This is a genomic window from Litoreibacter sp. GN1-5 (genome assembly GCF_055693805.1).
The window spans coordinates 1359184-1377828 of sequence record NZ_JBVFUP010000001.1; the positions used below are offsets into that span (position 1 = coordinate 1359184).

An 18645-nucleotide genomic window follows, 5' to 3' on the forward strand; every position below is an offset into this window, starting at 1 on the left:
ATATCAGGACCAGCACTAAGGCCTCATATGCCCCCGCCGATCATGAAGATTGAGGCTCCTGCCATAGCCTCGAACGGCCCACCAACAATTCCAGTACCACTACCGATGATCGTCCCGATCAGCACACCGATTACCACCCCCGCCACTCTAGCCTTCATCACCTGCACCATCGTTGGAATGGTTAATTTTTCGAACTTCGGACAAGATGGAGGCTAGAGCTAGAAACAGCAGGCAAAACGCACATGTTGAGATATTGAGGTCTAAATTCCTGCTTTGTCCTGCATACCTGAGCAAAGCATCATCATCGGCGAATATCTTGATCCCTGCATTGAATGTAGAGATCGCTAAGCCGAACCAACCAGTAATCCGCAAAATCGCTACCATCACTCAGCACCATTTTTTTTGGAAATCTCTTGTGAGGACTCATTATCACGCTTGGGCTCAAACCTCTTCCATGGATCGATTCCATTTTTACTCCAATGGTCGATGTGAGAGTGGTAGAAACCAAACGATCCAGAGACATTCATTTCTACAACCGTAGAGTTATCGTTTTGCTTTACGTCCCAAAGTCCCATGGTCATTGCTTGCGTCGCAATGTTCCTTGCAAGTTCGCCACCGTTTGATTTTTCGTCTAAATCTAGTGCCGTCGAAGCCATCATTTGCAGCAGATGGAAGACTGTATTCGCTGGGAGTAGCTCTACAGGATATTGCAGCCGAAGTCGCAGTTCGGCCCATCCATCGTGTTCAGGAAACATATTCGGTACAATCGCCAATTCCCCCACACTAGCTGCATTGTAAAAAACCGAAAAATTCCGGCCATAGTCTGGAGCATCGTATGTGCCTAAGCTCACATAACCCGAGGTGTTTTCATCGTAGCTCCATTCGCCTCCGATAACCTGATTTAGGTAAGGCTGAAATGCCTCAGTTAATTCGAAGAATTTTCGCAGATTATCATCAGCATTTTCAGGGGCCGACATCGGTTCGAATGTTCTTCGCACTGGTTTTTCCATGGTGAAAAGCTGGTCCCAAGGACTTTGGCGCTTCTGACCCAGGTTTCTGGACAACTTCGAAAACATGACCAATTCTCACCTTTTCTGGAAGTGTCCCGCGAGTCCGTACATATCTACAAGTGGTTTCTTGCTTAAAAATTCAAACATTTGTTTTCATAAAGAAATTTTGGTGGCGGTGCAGGGACTTGAACCCCGGACACGCGGATTATGATTCCGCTGCTCTAACCAGCTGAGCTACACCGCCGAAAACGAAGCCTGATCTATGCGCCGCGGCCCGGTACGTCAAGCAGGAATCTTTATCCCTTGCCTGCCGTGATCCGATATATGAGAACAGAGTGCATGGAACTGCTTGAAACACTCATCAAAATCACCGGCGCCGCCCATGTTCTGACCGGTGAAGATACCGCAGGCTATGATCACGACTGGACGCACCAATATCAGGCCACGCCTCTTGCGGTTGTTCGGCCTACCTCTACGGCTGAGGTCAGCGCCATCGTCAAAGCGTGCAGCGCGACAGGCACCGCGATTGTCCCTGTGTCCGGCAATACCGGCTTGAACGGTGGCACCTATGCGCCAGATGCGGTGATGATCTCGCTGGAACGGCTCAACCGTATCCGAGACATTCACCCGGGCGCGCGCGTGGCAGTGGTCGAGGCCGGTGTGATCCTTGCCAATCTGCACAGCGCGGCTGAGCAACATGATCTGACCTTCCCTCTGACCTTTGGCGCACGCGGGTCGGCCATGATCGGTGGATGTCTGTCCACTAATGCGGGTGGGTCCAATGTTTTGCGATATGGCAGTGCCCGTAACCTCTGTTTGGGATTGGAAGTCGTTTTGCCTGACGGGCAGATCATGGATTTGATGGGTGCGCTGCATAAGGATAACTCAGGCTATGATCTGAAGAACCTGATGATCGGAGCGGAAGGCACGCTGGGTCTGATCACTGCCACAGTGCTGAAACTTTTCCCGAAACCGCGCGCCTATGCCACAGCGATGGTTGCCGTGCCAACACTGGGGGATGCGCTTGGCCTGCTGAACCGTTTGCAAGGCAGCACTGGCAATGCTGTCGAAGCATTTGAATACATGCCTCGCAATTATATCGAAAAGCATCTGGAGCTATTCCCCAAAGCACGCGCGCCATTTGAGGCATCTTACGACGTGAATATTCTGGTCGAGCTTGGGGCCACCGCCGCCCGCGATGCAGACCCGGCCCCGGACAGCACAATTCCGATCGTCGAACATCTGCAAACGCTGCTGGCTGAAATGCTGGACACTGGTAAGGTCCTTGATGCTATGGTCGCACAATCGGACGCGCAACGGGCCGAAATATGGGCCAGACGCGAAGCCGCCGCCGAAATTGCTTTGGGACAATTGCCACTGGTCAACAATGACATCGCCGTACCGCTGGACCGTGTTGAAACCTTTGTGACCCGGATGGAGCAACGTCTTACCCAGCTAGACCCCGGCGCAGGCAGCATGACTGTCTCGCATCTGGGGGACGGCAATATCCATTATACGATCCACCCCACCCGCGACGACGCAGCCCTGAAAGACCAGTTGATGGAGGCGGTCGAAGATCTGACGCTGGAGCTTGGCGGCAGCTTCTCGGCGGAACATGGCGTTGGGCTCAGCAAAAAGCCCAGCATGGCTCGGCGCAAGGACAAAGCCGCGCTGGACACAATGCGCGCGATCAAGGCAGCGCTTGACCCAAAGGGCATCATGAACCCCGGCAAAGTGCTGCCGTGAGTCCATCGGCCACCAAACGGGACCTATGTTGTTGAATGTCAGGTAGCTTTGATCTTCACGCCACATATCTGATCCAAATCGTAAATCACATGGGCTAGTCGCTGCGATACGCGGCGACCGTACGCGCGGGACGGCAGCGACAAGGCTACTCCGCGCAGGTCTCGGTCTCAACCAGATCGCAAATCATATGGGGTGGTCGCTTCGCTACGCGGCCGCCGTCATCGAACATTATGCCGCCGTCTCGCCTGCCGAGAGCGCGGAAGTCCTCGACTTACTGGAGCGCGAGAAGCAGCGTCGCGACGGCAAAATTGTAAACGCAACTGTAAACGCCCCGTTAGGGGCACAAGAAGGAGATGGCTAAGTGCTTGAAATTAAATGGAGGCGAGTACCGGAATCGAACCGGTGTACACGGATTTGCAATCCGCTGCGTAACCACTCCGCCAACTCGCCGTTAGCCATGACTGATTAGGTTCACGCAGAACTGGCGTCAAGCGATTATGTGATGGTGTGTCGTGTAACCTGCAAGCGTCTCTGGCCTATTGAGTAAGGTGGTCTACAAGTTGCTCGATGAAGACCTCACCCTTCTGGAACTGGTCTATTGTGATGAATTCATTGGGTTGATGTGCTTGCGCGATGTCACCGGGTCCGCAGATGATGGCGGAATAGGCCTCGGCCTGGAATTGGCCGGCTTCTGTTCCGTAGCTGACCACATGGGTACCATTGTCGCCAGTAATCTGGCGGACAAGACGCTCGGCGGCGCCGTTTTGCTCGGGCTGCAGGGGCGGGACGTTAAAATACTGATCCAGCTCTATAAAGCAGCTTGGGTGGGTGGCCTGCATCTCGGCCTCGACCTCGGCCACTTTTGTGAGATAGCGCGCTTTGTAATCGTCAAGGCTTTCGCCCGGAACACACCGGAAATCCAAGCCCATCCAACAATCCAAAGCTGTGATATTATGTGCCGTGCCGCCTTTGATCGTGCCGACATGGACCGTCGTAAAGGGCGGTTCGAACTGAGCGGCCAGAGTGTTTGGCGTTTTGGCCTGATTTTCTGCATTCACCTGATTGGCCCATTCGATCAGTTTGGACGCATACATAATCGCATTAACGCCTGTATGCATGATCGAGCTGTGTACTTCGAACCCACGCAGGTGGGTCTTGAAGCCGGTGCCCCCTTTGTGGCCCGAGACGGCTTTCATCATCGAGGGTTCTCCGACGATAACCGCACTTGCTGGCGGCAGGGTCTGGCGCATTTCTGCGATCATCGAGGGCGCGCCAATGCAGCCAACCTCTTCATCATAGCTGAGCGCAAGTTGAAGCGGGCGCTTGATACCGCGTTCCAACGCCATTGGGACAGCGGCCAGCGCCAGAGCGTCAAAGCCTTTCATGTCGCATGTCCCACGACCAAACAACTTGCCATCCTGCTCTGACACGACGAAAGGGTCCGTCTCCCACGCCTGCCCCTCTACCGGCACAACATCAGTGTGACCGGACAGCACAATGCCGCCCGAAACCTCTGGCCCGATATTGGCATAGAGGTTCGCCTTGGTGCGATCCTGATTATAAACGCGGGTGCTTTTGACGCCGAACTGATCAAGGTAATCCTCGACCCAATCCAGAAGTGGTAAATTGCTTTCCGAGCTTACAGTAGGGAAAGAGACAAGCTTATCCAGCAAATCGCGCGCAGAGAGCGAAGACGTCATGGGTACCTCACCTGAAAACAGATCGGAAAAGCGTTATCCGCTGGCTGCCAAAGGTCAAGGCCCTGCGCATAAGCTTTATGCAAAAGCCTGTAGTTTACGCAGCGTCGTTGGTAAAAGCATTGCCAGCGTCAATAATCGTGGTAACGTCCTGCCTTGATAGCTGAATCGCAACATAAAAACAAAGCGATAAGTAACAGGGATCAAGGGGATTTTCATGCCTGACGGGACACTGCCGGTCCTTGACGTCAAGAATTTAAAGACCGTGTTCAAGACCCGCTCCGGCGAGGTGCATGCGGTAAATTCTGTAAGCTTCCATGTGAAACCGGGGGAATTGCTGGGTGTGGTCGGCGAAAGCGGCTCTGGCAAATCCGTCACGATGATGTCTTTGATTGGCCTTTTACCGTCACCTCCTGCGGATGTTCGCGAAGGTCAGGTTCTGTTCGATGGTCAGGATCTGCTGAAAACGGATGTGAACACGTTACGCTCTATTCGTGGTGCCAAGATTGGCTTTGTGTTTCAAGACCCGATGACATCGCTGAACCCAGTTTTCACCGTGGGCTTCCAGATTATGGAACCTTTGCGAAAGCATATGGGGATGAATAAAGCTGCGGCTGGCAAGCGTGCGGTTGAGTTACTAGTGCTGGTCGGCATCCCTGATGCAAAGCGACGGCTGAAAGATTATCCGCACCAGTTTTCCGGCGGTATGCGACAACGGGTGATGATTGCCATCGCGCTGGCCTGTGATCCGGAAGTGCTGATCGCGGATGAGCCGACAACAGCGCTGGATGTTACCATTCAGGCGCAAATTCTGGAGCTGGTAAAGGATTTACGGCAGAAACTTGGTATGGCCATTGTCTGGATCACCCATGATCTGGGCGTGATTGCCGGGATCGCTGACCGGGTCGTTGTGATGTATGGTGGGCAGATCGTCGAACATGCCCCAGTACGCGAATTGTTTGGCAATCCGCAACATCCCTATACCCGCGCCTTGCTGGAAACGGTTCCCTCAGTCCGGGGCGCGCGCACCGAAAAGCTGAATGTCATTGAAGGCCAGCCCCTATCCTTGGGGCGGCCCCGAGTTCATGCCCGTTCAATGATCGATGTGCGGTCTCATCTGATCGCTGCCAAAAAGAAAACCCCAGCCGTGTCCCGGTTGGACCTGATCATGACGCAGCCTGTTTCTGGAACCCTACAACCGGGGGGCCGCGCGATGTTTGATGATGTACGTAAACCGCTGGTCAGCGTCCAAGGCTTGAAGATGCATTTCCCGATTTACGGGGGCCTGCTGCAACGCAAACGCGGCGACGTAAAAGCCGTCGATGGCGTATCCTTCGATATCTATCCCGGCGAAACCCTTGGCCTTGTGGGCGAAAGTGGATGCGGAAAATCAACGGTCGGGCGCGCGCTTTTGCGCCTTTACCAACCCACGGACGGCACAATTCAGATCGATGATCGCAACATCGCCGATATGGGCGATGAAGACCTGCGCAAAATGCGACCCGTGATGCAGATGATTTTTCAGGATCCGCAGGCCTCGCTTAACCCGCGCATGAAGGTCAGCGAGATTATCGGCGAACCCCTGCGGGAGCACCAGAAAATGTCGCGTGCCCAGCGCGAAGATCGCGTGTTGGAGCTTATGGATCAGGTTGGTTTGAACCGCTCATTCGCGAACCGTTACCCCCATGAGTTTTCGGGCGGACAACGCCAGCGTATTGGCATCGCACGGGCGCTTGCCCTGAACCCCAAATTCATTGTCTGCGATGAACCGATTGCGGCTTTGGATGTCTCGATCCAGGCACAAGTCGTCAATTTGCTTGAGGAATTGCAAGACAGCCTTGGCCTGACCTATCTGTTTATCTCGCACGATCTGTCCATGGTTCGCCATATCGCGGACCGGGTGGCTGTTATGTATCTTGGTCAGGTTGCCGAGCTTGCATCGCGTGATGAACTGTATACACGCCCTCTGCATCCGTACACACAGGCCCTGCTCAGCGCTGTGCCGGAACCAGACCCGAACATAGAAGACAAGGTAGAGCGGATCATTCTGCAAGGCGATGTCCCCTCCCCGTCCAATCCACCACAAGGCTGTAATTTCTGCACCCGCTGCCCACAGGTCATTGATATCTGCAAAACCGTGCAGCCAGATTTTAAAGAGGTAGAGCCAGGTCGATATCTGGCTTGCCATTTACATCAAACACAAAACCAGACTGCCCAAATGGCAGCAACCGAGGCACAAGAGAGCACTCAACAAGGAGAACCCACATGACTTTGAAAACAGCCCTTTGGGGCGCAGCTGCTGCAGTTGCTTTCGTGCCAATGGCCTATGCCGATGGCCATGAAGGAGAACGCGGCCGTGATGGCAATGTGTCTATCATCTACTGGCAAGCGCCCTCCATTATGAACCCTTACCTGTCCGGTGGCACCAAGGACCTTGAAGCCGCAAGTCTGGTGATCGAACCGCTCGCCCGCTACGACCAAGACGGCAATATGGTGCCATGGCTTGTGGACGAAGTCCCGACGGTCGAAAATGGCGGTGTGACCGAAGACCTGACACAGATTACATGGAAACTGAAAGAAGGTCTTGTCTGGTCTGACGGCACACCACTTACATCGGAAGACGTGAAGTTCAGTTGGGAATATTGCACGGCCGAAGGCGGCGGTTGCGCGCAATCCGAGAAATATAATGACGTTGTTTCGGTTGAAACACCGGACGAATTGACAGCAATCGTCAAATTCGGTGTCGCGAAACCATTCCCTTACGGCCCCTTTGTCGGCGCGCAGGCTCCGATCATTCAGAAAGCGCAATTTGCCGAATGCCTTGGACCAAAAGCCCCCGAATGCACTGATGCAAACTTTATGCCAGTGGGCACAGGCCCGTTCACCGTCACCGATTTCAAGCCGAATGACGTGATCACGCTGGCCGCAAATGAAAACTACCGCGATGCCAACAAGCCGGCCTTCGCAACCGTAACGTTCAAAGGTGGCGGCGATGCAACAGCGGCGGGTCGCGCGGTTCTGGAAACAGGGGAATTTGACTACGCATGGAACCTGCAACTGGCCCCCGATGTGTTGGCGAATATGGCAGCTGCTGGCAAAGGTTCTGTTGTGTCTGCTTTCGGCACGCTGGTCGAGCGGATTGAGGTTAACCTGACCGACCCTGACCCATCTTTGGGGGATCGTCGGGGCACTGTTGACCACCCCCACCCTTTCATGACTGACAAAGCAGTCCGTCAGGCATTGTCTATGGCAATTGACCGCGAACTGCTGGTTGAGATCGGCTATGGCGACGCTGGCCGTCCAACATGTAACGTGCTGCCTGCGCCTGCGATCTATGCGTCGTCAGCCAATGATGCTTGCCTGACACAAGATATTGAAGGGGCCAATAAGGTTCTGGAAGATGCTGGCTGGGTTGACACAAATGGCAATGGAACGCGTGATAAGGACGGTGTTGAGCTGAGCATTCTCTATCAAACTTCGACCAACGCGGTACGTCAGGATTTCCAAGCCCTGATCAAACAGTGGTGGAGCGAGATTGGCGTGGAAACCGAGCTGCGCAATATCGATGCGTCTGTGTTCTTTGGCGGCGATCCGGCATCCCCGGACACGTTCCAGAAGAACTTTGCAGATCTGGAAATGTTCGCCAATAACTTCGACGGCACAGACCCCGAAGCTTATATGGCAAACTGGGCGTGCGATGAGGCCCCGCGCCCTGAAACGCAGTGGCAGGGCAATAACATGATGCGCTTCTGTTCAGAAGATTATGAGGCCCTTATCGCCGAGATGGCAGGAACCGGCGACATCAACGAACGGGCGCGTATCGCGAAAGAGATGAATGACATGCTGATGCAGGAATATGTCATCATCCCGCTGGTGGACCGTGGCCGCGTTTCTGCCCATGCCAATAGCCTTGGCGGCGTTGTCCTGAACACTTGGGATAGCGAACTTTGGAATGCAGCAGACTGGTATCGCACCGGTAACTAAGCTGATTTTGTAGTCCCGGACAGTATGTTCCGGGGCTGCATATCTGCATCCTTCCCAGAGACCTGAACCGAGGCGCCTTTCGCGATGTTCACCTACACTATACGCCGGTTGATCCTGACCATTCCGACGCTTCTGTTCATCTCTCTGGTGATTTTTCTGATCGTCAAACTGTCCCCATCAGACCCTACAGCCAACCTGCCCTTGTCTATCCCTGCCGAAGTCCGTGAACAAATCCGCGAAGCTTTGGGGGTTAATAAACCGCTGATTGTTCAGTACCTCCGATGGCTAGAGCTGTTTTTCTGGAACGAGCCGCGCCACTATCTTGAAAGCGCGTTCGGCTGGGATCTGGGCATGGCGGGCGAGACGCGCATTATCAGCTATCAGACCCGGTCGCCGGTCATGGATATCGTGATCCAGCGTATGCCGCAGACCCTTTGGGTCGTGGGCACATCCTATGTTCTGGGTGTACTGATCGCGCTGCCCATTGGCATCATCTCGGCCTACCGGCAATATTCATGGTTCGATCAATTCGGGACATTCTTCTCAATGATCGGCTTTTCGGTGCCAACCTTCTTTACAGGCGTGCTGTTGATTGTCGTCTTTTCGGTCAATCTGGGGTGGTTCCCATCGATCTATGATACCACGCACCGGGTCACGGATTGGTCGTCCTTCTTGTTCCAAGTCAAACAGATGATCATGCCCGTCTCAGTTCTGGCGTTGTTCAATGCTGCGCAGATCAGCCGTTTTATGCGGGCCTCAATGCTGGATAATCTCAATCAGGATTACGTGCGTACCGCCCGCGCTAAAGGCCTGACCGAACAAGTCGTGGTGCTACTTCACGTCTTACGCAACTCCATGATCCCAGTCGTCACAGTGATCGCTTTGGGTGTGCCAACGGTTTTTGGCGGCGCGATCATCACCGAGCAGGTGTTCAAGGTAAACGGTCTCGGCCAGCTTTTGATCATCGCCATTCAAGGGGGTGACGTGCCCACAGTGCAGACACTGACGTTCATCTTTGCTGTGCTGATCGTGCTGTTCAACCTCATCGCAGACGTTCTTTATGGCCTGCTTGACCCGAGGATCCGCTATGACTGACGTGACAACAAATCGCGCGCCCCGCAACCAATGGTGGGATGTCTGGGATCAGTACAAGACCCATAAAGGGGCGATGGTCGGCACCATCTTCTTTGCTCTGATCCTGTTTGCCGTTCTGTTCGGTCCGTGGATCTGGACGTTGGACCCGACGCAGATCGATATCCGATCGCGTAATCAGGGGCCTAGTCTGGCGCATCCTTTGGGGACAGACCAACTGGGCCGTGACCTTTTCGGGCGTGTTCTGGCAGGCGGGCGCGTGTCAATGGCCGTGGGCGTCACAGCCATGGCGCTGGCCCTTGTCCTTGGGACATTGGTGGGCGTGCTTGCAGGCTATTTCAAGCGGCTGGACGGGCTATTGATGCGGCTGACTGATCTGTTTCTGGCCCTCCCACTGCTGCCTTTGCTGCTGGTCATTATCATGCTGTTTCGTGACAAGCTGAGCGCCTCTTTTGGTCCCGAAGGCGGAATTTTCATCCTTATGGTCAGCGCTATCGGCATCACGTCATGGATGCAGACCGCCCGTATTGTACGCGGCGATGTTCTGGCGCTCAAAGAGCGGGAATTCGTGCTGGCGGCCCGTTCTATCGGAACGCCAAACCGTCGCATGATCACCCGGCATATTCTACCAAATGTGCTATCGCCAATCATGGTATCTGCCACATTGGGGATCGCCAATGCCATCATAACGGAAAGCGCGCTCAGCTTTCTAGGTCTCGGGTTTCCACCGGATTTCCCAACATGGGGACGGTTGCTGTTTGACGGTGTGGATTATCTTCAGCAATACCCTGAACGTGTGCTTTGGCCCGGCCTTGCAATCTCGCTGACAGTGCTGAGCGTCAATTATATGGGCGACGGTTTGCGCGATGCGCTCGACCCTCGTATTCGCGGGCGCTAAATCATCTTGTCGCGGATACGCCGGACCAGGAACCACACGCCAAGGATCACCATCGGTGTGGCAAGTGCAGTCAGAACCAACTTCGAGACGCCCATCGCGTCACCAATCGGGGCCAGCATGTTGATCACAAGACCAACTGCGTAATAGCTGATTGCCACGACCGAAAGCCCCTCAACGGTCCTTTGCAATCGCAATTGCAGATCAGCCCGCTTGTCCATGCTTTTCAGCAGCATGGAATTCAGCGCCGAACGCTCTACATCGACCCGTGTACGCAAGAGATCGCCGGCGCGGATTGCGCGCTCTGCCATAGACTGCAATCGACGCTCAGCCGATTTGACGGTACGCATGGCCGGATCAAACCGGCGCATCATGAATTCAGCAAAGCTCTGGCGGCCTTTGAAGCGCATCTCGCGCAGCACCTCGATACGTTGGTTGACGATTGCCTCATAAGCACCGGTTGCCCCGAAACGGAAAGACGATTGCGCCAGCAGGTTTTCCAACTCAGCCGAAATGGACAGAAGTGCAGCAAGGGTCTGATCAGGCTTCGAGACGTCACCCGTCATGTCGGACATGAGGCTGGTTAGCTCTTTATCCAGCTCAGCCATACGCGGGCCCATGTCGCGCGCCCGTGCAAGGCCCAGCATAGACATGCTTTTATATGTCTCGATTTCGCACAACCGCTGGACAATGCGCCCAATCCGGCGCGCACCTGTGTCAGGCTGTATGAACACAGCAAAGCGGGTATGACCTGCAGCATCGATCCGGAAATCACCTGCAATGATGGCGCTGTCATCCAGCACCCGGCTGACAGCAAGGCTTTCAGGAACAAACCAATCAGCCAGATTGGCTACAATGCTAACCTCATCCGTCACAGCTTCGACCCGGATCAGGGCCGATGTAACACGTTGACCAGGGGCCTCAGCCAACCAATCCTTGGGAAAATGCTCAAATGCTTTGGCATCGAACGGGCGGGTTTCCAACCCCTGCACAAAAAGCGTGTAGGTGACGAATTCGGTGTGCTGTTCCCATTTCAGCTTATGCTTGCCCAGATCCCCGAACCAATGGGTGGCACCGGGTTGCGGATGCGGCGCACCAAAACGATCGAGCAGCGCCGTCAGATGGGCGATGTCCTGCCCCCTGTCCCGTGCAGCCGCTTTTTCCGGGCGTTTGATGGCCAAGTATACGGCACCACATGGTGCTTCTAGTGTCGGAAAGGGGCGGGCATGCAACTCGTTCGATAAAGCATATCGCAGGGGATGATCGTCAATCGGTGGCATTGGTACGTCCCATTATATTATGAAACACACCTTAGAGCCGAAAGCTCATCTGTAAAGCAAAAATATCATTAAAACAAATGCTTAGAGGTGTGCGACTGTATACCGAACCCGATATGAAACCCACCTTATATGACCACTACATCCAGAGGCGGAAACCCGTTGAACCCGACAGAAGAATAGCTGGACGTATAAGCGCCTGTATTTCGGATCAGCACACGGTCGCCGGCACTCAGAGTCATGGGCATATTAACGGGCCGCTTTTCATAAAGCACGTCAGCACTGTCACAGGACGGACCGGCCAAAATGCAAGGCCCCACTGCGCCGCCATCTTTATCGGTCGTGAACTGATAGCGGATCGCCTCGCCCTCGGTTTCAGCCAGCCCCGAAAAGCGGCCTATGTCCAAGTAAACCCAACGATGCATATCACGGTCTGACTTGCGCGATACCAGAAGAACTTCAGACACAATGACGCCAGCCTCTGCCACCAGTCCACGACCCGGTTCAGCCATGATGCGCGGCACATCGCCAAACCGGGCTGTCACCAGTTCCATAACACGGGCCGCATAATCCGTTGGAGCATCGATGGCTTCGCCATGAAATGCGGGGAAACCACCGCCGATATTGAGAAGTTCCAGCGCAAAACCTGCATCCTGAGCGGCAGTCCAGATACGGACCATTTCGTCCAGCGTGGGCGCCCACATCTCTGCCTTACGCGTTTGACTGCCCACATGGAACGAAAACCCCACCGGGTCCAGCCCAAGATCGCGGGCCATCTGCAAAAGCCCTAATGCCATATCACGGTCACACCCGAATTTGCGGGACAAAGGCCAATCGGCCTCGGATGCCTTGACGATCAGACGGATATAAACCTGCGCGCCGGGGGCGTGCGCCGCGATCTTGTGCAACTCTTCCTCTGCATCGACCGAGAACAAGGTGATGCCGACGCTATGAGCAAAAGCAATATCACTGGCCCGCTTGATGGTATTGCCAAAGGAAATCTTGGAAGGATCAGCGCCAAGGCTGAGACAAAGTTCGATCTCACCCCGCGATGCTGCATCAAAGGAAGATCCAAGATGAACCAGTCGTTCGATAATTTCGCGGGTGGGGTTGGCCTTGATAGCATAATGGATATGGGCGCGCCCAAGGCCCGCTTGCAGGGCCTGGAACTGATGGGCTACCAGATCCCCATCCATAACCAACGTAGGCCTGTCAAAGCTGTTTGCAGCAATAAACGCCTCTAGGCGGGATGGGACAGGTAGGGATGTAGACGCCAAAGCGTCAGAGAATTGCAAAGTCATCGTCATCTCCAAATAGACCCGGCCATAGTGGGATTTCCCACGCGAGACCGCTCACTTCCAAAGGGAGACGTTACCGTCGCTACGTAAACACGTGTGCGTTGACTGCTACAGGCCAGAGGCGCGTGCGTTGGCGTCCTGCCCTGCGCATTAGGGCTGTTCGAGATTCGGTGCAATATGGAAAATGCATATCGCTGAGTTTTTAGTGACTGCTGCTTTCAAGAACCTCAACTGCAAGGATGGTCGGCAAGTGGCGCGCGATTTCTTCCCAGCTTTCGCCTTCGTCGAAACTGGCAAAGACCGAGCCGCTATTGGTGCCGAAATAAAGCCCGGCGGGGTCCTGCGTGTCCCCGGACATCGCCTGACGGAGTACCGTGAAAAAGCAACCTTTCTGCGGCAGCCCTTCGCGTTTGGCCTGCCAACTTTGCCCGCCATCGCAGGATTTCCAGACGGCAGCCGCTGCATCCGGCGGATAGCGACCGGCGCTGTCTCCGTTCAACGGCAATGTCCAGATCATATCCGCGTCGCGCGGATGCACCCGGATCGGGAAACCGAAGGTTGAGGGCAGACCGGTGGTAATATCATCCCAACTGCGACCACCATCAGATGACCGCCAGACGCCGTGGTGGTTTTGCTGATAAAGCAGATCGAGCTCCCCCGGCGCGCGCATCATGTTGTGAACGCAGTGTCCGGTTTCCCCGTCACGCGGGGCCGCGGGATGGTCATGATGGTCACAATTTTCTGCGTTGGACAGTCGGTTGCGACGCTCCCAACTTGCTCCACCATCCTCTGACGCGAAAACGCCAGCGGCCGAGATACCCACCCAAAGCTTTTGCGGGTTCGAAGGGTCCGAGACGATCGTGTGCAGCACAAGCCCCGCAGCACCCGGATTCCAGTCCTTGGCGGACGGGTGATCGGTCAGGCTGTCGAGCCGGTCCCATGTCTTGCCCTGATCGTCACTGACAAGAAGCGTGGCAGGTTTAGCCCCTGCATAGAGCTTGCCCCCTGCAAGCCCCAGAGACCAAATCTGGGAAAATTCATCCGTAAAGGGCAGTGGCGTATCAGCCCATCCGATCATCTTCGCAAACTCGGGATCATTGGCAGCCCAGTCATCGGCCATGCCCTTGGTCAGCCGGATAATGTCCCAGCTTTCCCCACCATCATCTGATCGCCAGACGCCTGCGCCATTCCACTCACCGCCACCACCCGCCCAGAGTGTGCCGGTTTCAGGATCGCCAATCACATGGTTAATAGGCCAGCCATCGCATAGCGGATCGCTGACGTCCCACCCGTCACGACCTTTCCCGCCAGAAAGCAGAAATGCACCTTTCGTGGTGCCAATCAAAACTGTTACGTCGCTTGATTGCATCTCACACATTCTCAACCAAACGAGAAAAGGATAGCATGAAATGCGCCGCGTGAATAGCGGATAGCCCGTTTTCTAGCTTTCGAGCTTATCCTGTGTTCGGAGTTCAAAATCCGACGCATCATGGCGCTCGCGGAGCTGTTCGTGCGGCTCACCAGAGGTGCGATTGACCATACGACCACGCTTAACAGCCTCGCGCGCGCCGATCTGTTGTTCCCAGCGGGCCAGATTTTTGTAGATACCCACGTCAAGAAACTCGCCAGCGTCATAGCTTTCACCTGCAACAGTGCGGCCATACCAGGGCCAGGTTGCCATATCGGCAATCGTATACACGTCTCCTGCCAGATATTCATTTTCGGCCAGATGACGATCCAGCACGTCAAGCTGACGTTTCACCTCCATTGTGAAGCGGTTGATTGGATATTCCATCTTATAGGGCGCATAGGCGTAGAAATGGCCAAACCCGCCGCCCAGATAGGGTGCCGAGCCCATTTGCCAGAACAACCAGTTCATGCACTCGGTACGGTTTGCGTGGTCGGTCGGCAGGAATTCCCCGAACTTTTCTGCCAGATAGAACAGGATTGATCCGCTCTCGAATACCCGCGTGCCTTTGGTCGTGTCCAACATGGCCGGAATTTTGGAGTTCGGGTTAATCTCCACAAACCCGCTGCTGAACTGATCGCCATCTCCGATTTTGATCAGCCAGGCATCATATTCCGCGCCCTCATGCCCAAGGGCCAGAAGTTCTTCCAGCATGATTGTGACCTTGACCCCGTTGGGCGTGCCCATCGAATGCAACTGGAGTGGATGCTTGCCAACAGGTAGCTTTTTATCATGAGTCGCACCTGCTATCGGACGATTAATAGAGGCAAAAGTACCACCTGATTCCTGTTCCCATTTCCAGACTTTGGGGGGCGTGTATTCATCTTTCATATTCGAGTCTCCTTTGCAGCTAACAGATAGATCATGCCCCGGATGTTCAAACGAAAACCGCCCACAACTTTCGTTGCGGGCGCGTAGACCATGTGCTGTGATGCACGATTTTACCTTTTGACGCTTCCGCTATTTGGCGAAGTTGTTCCATAGTGCTTCTTTCCATTCTGGCTAAAGGGTCTTAACCAACAAACCTCGGGATCAAACACCTAGTCGATCTTAGGCAACAACGCATCCAGCGAGGCCTTCGCATCGCCATAGAACATCCGCGTGTTGTCCTTGAAGAACAGCGGGTTCTCGATACCTGAATAGCCCGTCCCCTGCCCGCGTTTGGACACGAAGACCTGTTTAGCTTTCCAGCATTCCAGAACCGGCATCCCGGCAATGGGGGAGTTCGGGTCATCCTGCGCCGCCGGGTTCACGATATCGTTCGAGCCAATAACAATCGCCACATCTGTGTTAGGGAAGTCCTCGTTGATCTCGTCCATCTCCAGCACGATATCGTAGGGCACTTTCGCCTCGGCCAGAAGCACGTTCATATGCCCCGGCAAGCGCCCGGCAACGGGGTGGATCGCAAACCGCACCTCTTTCCCTTTGGCCCGCAGTTTGCGGGTTAGCTCCGCCACTGCCGACTGCGCTTGTGCGACGGCCATGCCGTAGCCGGGGATGATGATGATATTGTCGGCCTCGTTCAACGCTGTGGCCACACCGTCGGCGTCAATGGCAACTTGCTCGCCCTCGACCGCCATTTGCTCACCCGCTGGGCCACCAAAGCCGCCCAGGATCACGCTGATAAAGGACCGGTTCATCGCCTTACACATGATGTAGGACAGGATCGCACCGGACGAACCGACAAGCGCGCCGACCACGATCAGAAGATCATTGCCCAGCGAGAAGCCAATCGCAGCAGCAGCCCAACCCGAATACGAGTTCAGCATAGAGACCACGACCGGCATGTCTGCCCCGCCGATGCCCATGATAAGATGATAGCCGATGAACAATGCGGCCAGCGTCATGATAAAGAGCGGGAAGAAGCCGCCGGTGTTGAAATACCAGATCAGGCACAGGAGCGACAGGCCCGCAGCGCCAGCATTTAGCATATGCCCACCGGGCAGCTTGGTCGCCGCTGAATCCACGCGCCCTGCCAGTTTGCCATAAGCAATGACTGAGCCGGTGAAGGTCACAGCCCCGATGAATATGCCCAAAAACAGCTCGACCCGAAGAATATTGATCTCGACTGCCGATTTCTTGGCGATAAGTGCTGCGAAAGTCCCCAGATCAGTGCCGCCAAGATCTGCATTGCCGATCTCGAAATGGGCGATAAAGCCTACGAAAACCGCCGCCAGACCGACAAGCGAGTGCATGGCTGCCACAAGTTCGGGCATTTGCGTCATTTGCACTTTGGTCGCCAGCTGGTAGCCGATGGCCCCGCCGCCCGCGATCAGGATCAACGACAAAAGCCAATAGCCAGATCCCGGCCCGATCAACGTGGCCAGTACCGCCAGCGCCATGCCCGCGATACCATACCAGACGGCGCGCTTAGCGCTTTCCTGATTAGAAAGCCCGCCAAGGGACAGGATGAAAAGAACTGCTGCGACCACATAGGCCGCGGTGGTGAAACCGTATTCCATGATCCTACCCCCTTAAGATTTCTGGAACATAGCGAGCATGCGCCGTGTCACGAGGAAGCCGCCAAAGATGTTTATGCCGGTCATAAAGACCGATAAGGCGGCAAGAAGGATCACCAAGCCGGAGCCGGACCATATCTGGGTCAGCGCGCCGAGGATAATGATGGATGAGATGGCGTTTGTGACCGCCATCAACGGGGTGTGTAGCGAATGTGCGACGCCCCAAATGACTTGGAAGCCTACGAAAACGGCCAGAACGAAGACGATGAAGTGCTGCATAAAGCTGGCTGGTGCAGCCAGCCCCACGGCCAGCAAAACTGCTGCACCGACTGCGATTAGCGTTACTTGCGTTTTGGTCTGCTGCTTGAATTCTGCAACTTCTTGCGCGCGCTTCTCTTCTGCTGTCAGCTCTTTCGGTTTTTCCTTTTTGGGGGCAGCTGCGATGGCCGCCACTTTGGGCGGCGGCGGTGGATAGGTGACTTCTTTATCATATGTCACGGTCGCGCCGCGAATAACGTCATCTTCCATATCATGCTGTATCACACCATCTTTTTCTGGTGTAAGATCGGTTAGCATATGCCTGATATTGTTCGAATAAAGCGTGGAGGCCTGCGCACCCATGCGGCTTGGAAAATCAGTGTAGCCAACAATAGTCACGCCGTTATCAGTGACGATCTTTTGATCCATCACCGTCAGTTTGCAATTCCCGCCCTTCTCGGCGGCAAGGTCCACGATCACGGATCCGGGCTTCATCGCGGCTACCATATCTTCGGTCCAAAGCTCTGGCGCTTCGCGGTTGGGGATCAGGGCTGTGCAGATGGCGATATCTATATCGGGCGCCATCTCGCGGAATTTCTCAAGCTGCTTTTCGCGAAATTCAGGGCTGGACGGGGCCGCATAGCCACCTGTCGCAGCGCTGTCTTGCGAAGATTCTTCGAACTCAAGGAAGACAAACTCCGCCCCCATTGATTCAATTTGTTCTGCCACTTCGGGGCGCACATCGAACGCATAGGTGATCGCACCAAGCGATGTGGCCGTGCCAATCGCAGCCAATCCAGCAACGCCTGCGCCAATTACCAGAACTTTCGCAGGCGGCACCTTGCCCGCTGCTGTCACTTGGCCCGTAAAGAAGCGCCCGAAGTTATTACCCGCCTCAATCACAGCACGGTAGCCAGCAATATTGGCCATGGAGGACAGCGCATCCATTTTCTGCGCCCGTGAGATACGTGGCACCATTTCCATTGCGATAACATTAGTGCCTTTCTTGGCGGCACTTTCCATCATCTTGTCATTTGCTGCCGGGTTGAAGAACGAGATCAGCGTCTGGCCTTCGCGCATGCGTCTGGTTTCAGTCACATCGGGCTGGCGGACTTTTACAACAACGTCAGCCGCTTTCCACAAGGCAACGGCGGTTTTGACAACTTCGACACCAGCCTCTTTGTAATCTTTGTCGCTGAAACCGGCCTGCGCGCCTGCGCCAGCTTCAATAACGCAGTCATGACCCAGTTTCTGGATTTGAATCGCGCTTTCAGGTGTCATGGCGACACGGTTCTCACCGTCATATGTCTCTTTTGGTGCCCCAATTTTCATACTGTCCCCCTTCGAGCATTCTGACTACCGGTCAGTTCCGCTACTATCACTGGCCGTGACAAAAGCTCAAGCCAATGCGACCTATGCGCGCAATATTGTGTCGCGGACGTTACGTCATATTTTATAAAG

General features: G+C 54.8%; 15 protein-coding genes, 2 tRNA genes and 2 pseudogenes. 7 read left to right on the forward strand and 12 right to left on the reverse strand.

Annotated features, from left to right (window positions below):
- Window positions 1-23: 23 nt before the first annotated feature.
- The 4 genes from ACZ1HF_RS07075 to ACZ1HF_RS07090 all read right to left on the reverse strand — a co-directional run bounded on the left by ACZ1HF_RS07075 (window position 24) and on the right by ACZ1HF_RS07090 (window position 1254).
- Window positions 24-158: a hypothetical protein gene (locus tag ACZ1HF_RS07075; protein WP_472656832.1), complete on the reverse strand. Its 135-nt coding sequence runs from the start codon at window positions 156-158 to the stop codon at window positions 24-26.
- Window positions 148-384 carry a hypothetical protein gene (locus tag ACZ1HF_RS07080; RefSeq protein WP_472656833.1) on the reverse strand — a complete coding sequence of 79 codons (237 nt, stop codon included), beginning with the start codon at window positions 382-384 and terminating at the stop codon, window positions 148-150. The genes ACZ1HF_RS07075 and ACZ1HF_RS07080 overlap by 11 nt, the downstream gene beginning before the upstream one ends.
- Window positions 384-1010, reverse strand: a complete 627-nt coding sequence (locus ACZ1HF_RS07085; RefSeq protein ID WP_472656834.1) for a hypothetical protein — start codon at window positions 1008-1010, stop codon at window positions 384-386. Before ACZ1HF_RS07085 ends, ACZ1HF_RS07080 begins: the two co-directional genes overlap by 1 nt.
- 167 nt (window positions 1011-1177) lie before the next feature.
- Window positions 1178-1254: transfer RNA gene (locus tag ACZ1HF_RS07090), tRNA-Met, on the reverse strand.
- Window positions 1255-1349: 95 nt separating this feature from the next.
- On the opposite strand from ACZ1HF_RS07090, the gene ACZ1HF_RS07095 reads away from it, so the two are divergent.
- Window positions 1350-2756 (forward strand): FAD-binding oxidoreductase, encoded by a 1407-nt coding sequence (locus ACZ1HF_RS07095; RefSeq protein WP_472656835.1) that lies wholly within the window; start codon window positions 1350-1352, stop codon window positions 2754-2756.
- A 376-nt stretch (window positions 2757-3132) separates the two neighbouring features.
- Here ACZ1HF_RS07095 and ACZ1HF_RS07100 read toward each other — a convergent pair.
- Together ACZ1HF_RS07100 and argE are read right to left on the reverse strand one after the other, a co-directional pair.
- Window positions 3133-3206, reverse strand: a tRNA-Cys gene (locus ACZ1HF_RS07100).
- 86 nt (window positions 3207-3292) lie between these two features.
- Entirely contained in the window at window positions 3293-4456 is a 1164-nt protein-coding gene (argE, locus tag ACZ1HF_RS07105; protein WP_472656836.1) for an acetylornithine deacetylase, read from the reverse strand.
- Between argE and ACZ1HF_RS07110 the strand changes: the two genes are divergently transcribed.
- The 6 genes and pseudogenes from ACZ1HF_RS07110 (at window position 4455) to ACZ1HF_RS07135 (ending at window position 10427) form a co-directional block, all read left to right on the forward strand.
- On the forward strand, window positions 4455-4613 hold the full coding sequence (locus ACZ1HF_RS07110; RefSeq protein WP_472656837.1) for a hypothetical protein: 159 nt from the start codon (window positions 4455-4457) through the stop codon (window positions 4611-4613). The two genes, argE and ACZ1HF_RS07110, sit on opposite strands and share 2 nt — an antisense overlap.
- 57 nt (window positions 4614-4670) lie before the next feature.
- Window positions 4671-5674 (forward strand): annotated as a pseudogene (locus tag ACZ1HF_RS07115) (ABC transporter ATP-binding protein).
- 16 nt (window positions 5675-5690) lie between these two features.
- Window positions 5691-6722, forward strand: a pseudogene (locus tag ACZ1HF_RS07120) (ABC transporter ATP-binding protein); the annotation flags it as partial.
- Complete coding sequence (locus ACZ1HF_RS07125) at window positions 6719-8437, forward strand: peptide ABC transporter substrate-binding protein (RefSeq protein ID WP_472656838.1); 1719 nt, start codon at window positions 6719-6721, stop codon at window positions 8435-8437. The pseudogene ACZ1HF_RS07120 and the gene ACZ1HF_RS07125, both read left to right, overlap by 4 nt.
- Window positions 8438-8521: 84 nt before the next feature.
- Window positions 8522-9532, forward strand: coding sequence for an ABC transporter permease (locus ACZ1HF_RS07130; protein WP_472656839.1), 1011 nt, complete (start codon window positions 8522-8524; stop codon window positions 9530-9532).
- Window positions 9525-10427, forward strand: a complete 903-nt coding sequence (locus ACZ1HF_RS07135) for an ABC transporter permease (RefSeq protein ID WP_472656840.1) — start codon at window positions 9525-9527, stop codon at window positions 10425-10427. Before ACZ1HF_RS07130 ends, ACZ1HF_RS07135 begins: the two co-directional genes overlap by 8 nt.
- On the opposite strand, the gene ACZ1HF_RS07140 is transcribed toward ACZ1HF_RS07135, so the two are convergent.
- The 6 genes from ACZ1HF_RS07140 to ACZ1HF_RS07165 form a co-directional block, all read right to left on the reverse strand.
- Window positions 10424-11704, reverse strand: a complete 1281-nt coding sequence (locus ACZ1HF_RS07140) for a DUF3422 family protein (RefSeq protein ID WP_472656841.1) — start codon at window positions 11702-11704, stop codon at window positions 10424-10426. The two genes, ACZ1HF_RS07135 and ACZ1HF_RS07140, sit on opposite strands and share 4 nt — an antisense overlap.
- A 125-nt stretch (window positions 11705-11829) precedes the next feature.
- Complete coding sequence (locus ACZ1HF_RS07145; RefSeq protein WP_472656842.1) at window positions 11830-13002, reverse strand: type III PLP-dependent enzyme; 1173 nt, start codon at window positions 13000-13002, stop codon at window positions 11830-11832.
- A gap of 199 nt (window positions 13003-13201) precedes the next feature.
- Window positions 13202-14368: an exo-alpha-sialidase gene (locus ACZ1HF_RS07150; RefSeq protein ID WP_472656843.1), complete on the reverse strand. Its 1167-nt coding sequence runs from the start codon at window positions 14366-14368 to the stop codon at window positions 13202-13204.
- Window positions 14369-14440: 72 nt separating this feature from the next.
- Window positions 14441-15298: a glutathione-dependent disulfide-bond oxidoreductase gene (gene yghU, locus ACZ1HF_RS07155; protein ID WP_472656844.1), complete on the reverse strand. Its 858-nt coding sequence runs from the start codon at window positions 15296-15298 to the stop codon at window positions 14441-14443.
- Between the two features lie 209 nt (window positions 15299-15507).
- Window positions 15508-16929 (reverse strand): NAD(P)(+) transhydrogenase (Re/Si-specific) subunit beta, encoded by a 1422-nt coding sequence (locus ACZ1HF_RS07160; RefSeq protein ID WP_472656845.1) that lies wholly within the window; start codon window positions 16927-16929, stop codon window positions 15508-15510.
- A gap of 12 nt (window positions 16930-16941) precedes the next feature.
- Complete coding sequence (locus tag ACZ1HF_RS07165) at window positions 16942-18516, reverse strand: Re/Si-specific NAD(P)(+) transhydrogenase subunit alpha (RefSeq protein WP_472656846.1); 1575 nt, start codon at window positions 18514-18516, stop codon at window positions 16942-16944.
- Between the last annotated feature and the right edge of the window lie 129 nt (window positions 18517-18645).

Bases quoted from the DNA above. Each gene is read 5' to 3' on its own strand.
- ACZ1HF_RS07110 (WP_472656837.1), top strand. From the start codon at position 4,455: ATGGGTACCTCACCTGAAAACAGATCGGAAAAGCGTTATCCGCTGGCT.
- ACZ1HF_RS07160 (WP_472656845.1), bottom strand. From the start codon at position 16,929: ATGGAATACGGTTTCACCACCGCGGCCTATGTGGTCGCAGCAGTTCTT.
- ACZ1HF_RS07165 (WP_472656846.1), bottom strand. From the start codon at position 18,516: ATGAAAATTGGGGCACCAAAAGAGACATATGACGGTGAGAACCGTGTC.
- ACZ1HF_RS07125 (WP_472656838.1), top strand. From the start codon at position 6,719: ATGACTTTGAAAACAGCCCTTTGGGGCGCAGCTGCTGCAGTTGCTTTC.
- argE (WP_472656836.1), bottom strand. From the start codon at position 4,456: ATGACGTCTTCGCTCTCTGCGCGCGATTTGCTGGATAAGCTTGTCTCT.
- ACZ1HF_RS07095 (WP_472656835.1), top strand. From the start codon at position 1,350: ATGGAACTGCTTGAAACACTCATCAAAATCACCGGCGCCGCCCATGTT.
- ACZ1HF_RS07130 (WP_472656839.1), top strand. From the start codon at position 8,522: ATGTTCACCTACACTATACGCCGGTTGATCCTGACCATTCCGACGCTT.
- ACZ1HF_RS07150 (WP_472656843.1), bottom strand. From the start codon at position 14,368: ATGCAATCAAGCGACGTAACAGTTTTGATTGGCACCACGAAAGGTGCA.
- ACZ1HF_RS07080 (WP_472656833.1), bottom strand. From the start codon at position 384: ATGGTAGCGATTTTGCGGATTACTGGTTGGTTCGGCTTAGCGATCTCT.
- yghU (WP_472656844.1), bottom strand. From the start codon at position 15,298: ATGAAAGATGAATACACGCCCCCCAAAGTCTGGAAATGGGAACAGGAA.
- ACZ1HF_RS07140 (WP_472656841.1), bottom strand. From the start codon at position 11,704: ATGCCACCGATTGACGATCATCCCCTGCGATATGCTTTATCGAACGAG.
- ACZ1HF_RS07135 (WP_472656840.1), top strand. From the start codon at position 9,525: ATGACTGACGTGACAACAAATCGCGCGCCCCGCAACCAATGGTGGGAT.
- ACZ1HF_RS07145 (WP_472656842.1), bottom strand. From the start codon at position 13,002: ATGACTTTGCAATTCTCTGACGCTTTGGCGTCTACATCCCTACCTGTC.
- ACZ1HF_RS07075 (WP_472656832.1), bottom strand. From the start codon at position 158: ATGAAGGCTAGAGTGGCGGGGGTGGTAATCGGTGTGCTGATCGGGACG.
- ACZ1HF_RS07085 (WP_472656834.1), bottom strand. From the start codon at position 1,010: ATGGAAAAACCAGTGCGAAGAACATTCGAACCGATGTCGGCCCCTGAA.